This window comes from Methylobacterium segetis, from assembly GCF_004348265.1.
Lineage (GTDB): Bacteria > Pseudomonadota > Alphaproteobacteria > Rhizobiales > Beijerinckiaceae > Methylobacterium > Methylobacterium segetis.
This window is the reverse complement of sequence record NZ_SMNT01000215.1, coordinates 1-2496: the sequence shown is the minus strand read 5'-3', so window position 1 is coordinate 2496 and position 2496 is coordinate 1. Positions and strand designations below refer to the sequence as shown.

General features: G+C 70.3%; 2 protein-coding genes. One reads left to right on the top strand and one right to left on the bottom strand.

Going from position 1 to position 2496, the window contains the following annotated elements; genetic code table 11:
* A partial coding sequence (locus E1J50_RS26075) for a glutamate synthase subunit beta (protein WP_132257156.1) occupies positions 1-1160 on the top strand: 1160 nt, incomplete at its 5' end.
* A gap of 166 nt (positions 1161-1326) precedes the next feature.
* Here E1J50_RS26075 and E1J50_RS26070 read toward each other — a convergent pair.
* A partial coding sequence (locus E1J50_RS26070) for a calcium-binding protein (RefSeq protein WP_425374971.1) occupies positions 1327-2496 on the bottom strand: 1170 nt, incomplete at its 5' end.

The following is a 2496-nucleotide window of genomic DNA, read 5'->3' as shown; positions in this document are numbered from 1 at the left end:
TCCCCGAATTTACCGGCCGCGTCTGCCCCGCCCCCTGCGAGGAGGCGTGCACGCTCAACCTCGAGAACCAGCCGGTCGCGATCAAGACGATCGAGCAGGCCATCGCCGACCGCGCCTGGAACATGGGCTGGGTGAAGCCCGAGCCTGCCGAGACGCGCACCGGCAAGCGCGTGGCGGTCGTCGGCTCGGGCCCGGCCGGCATGGCGGCGGCCCAGCAGCTCGCCCGCGTGGGCCACGACGTCCACGTCTTCGAGCGGGAGCCGAAGGCGGGCGGCCTGCTCCGCTACGGCATCCCCGACTTCAAGATGGAGAAGCGCCACATCGACCGGCGCGTGAAGCAGATGGAGGCCGAGGGCGTCGTCTTCCACTACAACCAGAATATCGGCGTCACGAAGTCGGTCGAGGAGCTCACCGCCGAGTTCGACGCGGTGCTGTTCGCGGGCGGCGCAGAGGACCCGCGCAACCCTCAGCTGCCGGGCCAGGAAATGGAGGGCGTGCACTACGCCATGCCCTACCTCGTCCAATCGAACCGGCGCGTCGGCGCCGAGCCGATGCCGGGCAACGGCGAATTGCCGATCTTGGCGAGCGGCAAGAACGTCGTGGTGATCGGCGGCGGCGACACGGCCTCGGACTGCGTCGGCACCGCCTTCCGCCAGGGCGCGCTCTCGGTGACCCAGCTCGACATCCGCCCGCGCCCGCCGGAGCGCGAGGACAAGCTGACCGTCTGGCCCTACTGGCCGACCAAGATGCGCACCTCCTCGAGCCAGGCCGAGGGTGCCGAGCGCGAGTTCCAGGCGGCGACGCTGCGGCTCGAGGGCAAGAAGGGCAAGGTCACGGGCGTCGTCTGTGCCCGGGTCGATGCCAAGCGCCAGCCGGTCGAGGGCACCGAGTTCGTGCTCCCCGCCGATCTCGTCTTCATGGCGATCGGCTTCGCGGGCTCGGTGCGCAAGGGCCTGCTGGAGCAATCCGGCGTGGCCATGGACAAGCGCGGCAACGTGACGGCGAACGAGAACGATTACCGCACCTCGCACGAGAAGATCTACGCGGCGGGCGATATGCGGCGCGGCCAGTCCCTCGTGGTCTGGGCGATCCGGGAAGGCCGCCAGGCCGCTCGCTCGATCGACGAGGCGCTGATGGGGTCGAGCGTCCTGCCGCGCTGATATAAGGGAAGCGGGCCGTTTCGCGCTGGCCCGATCGCCTGTTGGGGCAAGGCGGATCCCGGTTCGCGGGACGGATCGGCGCCGGATCAGACAGGTGGAGCGTGGCCGGCGCCTGAGGCGCCGGCCACGCTCGTTTCGTGCGGGCGGAGCCCGGATCGGGAGCCGCTCAGGCCAGGAAGGTGCCGTCGTCGACGGCGGCGCGCCCTTCGTAGAACCCGTATTGCAGGTAGTGCGTCATCGGGTTGATTCCCGCCGATGCGACGTCGCCATTGGCGGCAAGGTAGCCCGACGTGTCGAAGTTCGCCGCCGGGTCCCGGCCCTCGCGCCAGCCGAACGCGTTGTAGTGGGACAGCGGGTTGATCCCGGCGGCCGCCACGTCGGCATAGGCCGTGAGGTAGCCGCTGGTGTCGAACACCGCGTTCGGGTCGCGCCCCTCGTGCCAGCCGTAGGTCTCGTAGTGCTGGGCCGCGTAGGCAAAGCTGCTTCCGCCGGCCGCCCGGGCGGCGTCGGCGACGTCCCCGTTGGCCAGGAGGTAGTATTCCGCGTCGAACCCGGCCGGGGTGATGTCATTCGTCCGGCCGATCGCGGGCGAGGCCGAGCGCCCCTCCTCCTGCCCATTGGCGAGGAAGTGCGCGAGCGGATTGATCCCCGCCGCCGCCACGTCCGGGTTCGCCTTCAGGTACGCTTCGTTGTCGAAGTTGACGCCCGGGTCGCGGCCCTCGCGCCAGCCGAACTGGGCGTAGTGGTCGAGCGGGTTGATCCCAGCCCTGGCCACGTCCGGATTGGCGGCGAGATAGCCGTCCGTCGAGAAGAACGCGTTCGGGTCGCGGCCTTCGCGGGCGCCGTAGGCCGCATAATGGGCCTCGGGGTCGAGCCCGGCCGCGGCCACGTCCGGGTTCCGGATCAGGTAGAACAGGTCGTCCACCAGGGGCGACCCGTCGTTGACGTCGATGGTGCGGTCGCTGAACTGGAACTGCTCGATGCCCCGGAAGGTGTCGGTCCCCTCCGTGCCCGTGATCGTGATGGCACCGTCCGCCGTCACGCCGATGCTCGCCGCATTCAGCGCGAAGGAGAAGATCGCGCGGTCGGTACCGGCCCCGCCCGAGATGACGTCGTTGCCGGCTCCGCCGATGAAGCTGTCGTTGCCGGCCCCGCCCGAGAGGGTGTCGCTGCCGGCGCCGCCCACGAGGAAGTCGTTGGCCGTGCCCCCGGTGATGGTGTCGTTCCCCTGGCCGCCGTTGATGTAGTAGGAGCGCGAGCCCTGCACGGCCGTCAGGATGTCGTCGGCCTGCGTGCCGAGCGTAACGACCTCGAAGGCGTCGCCCCGCTGCACGCC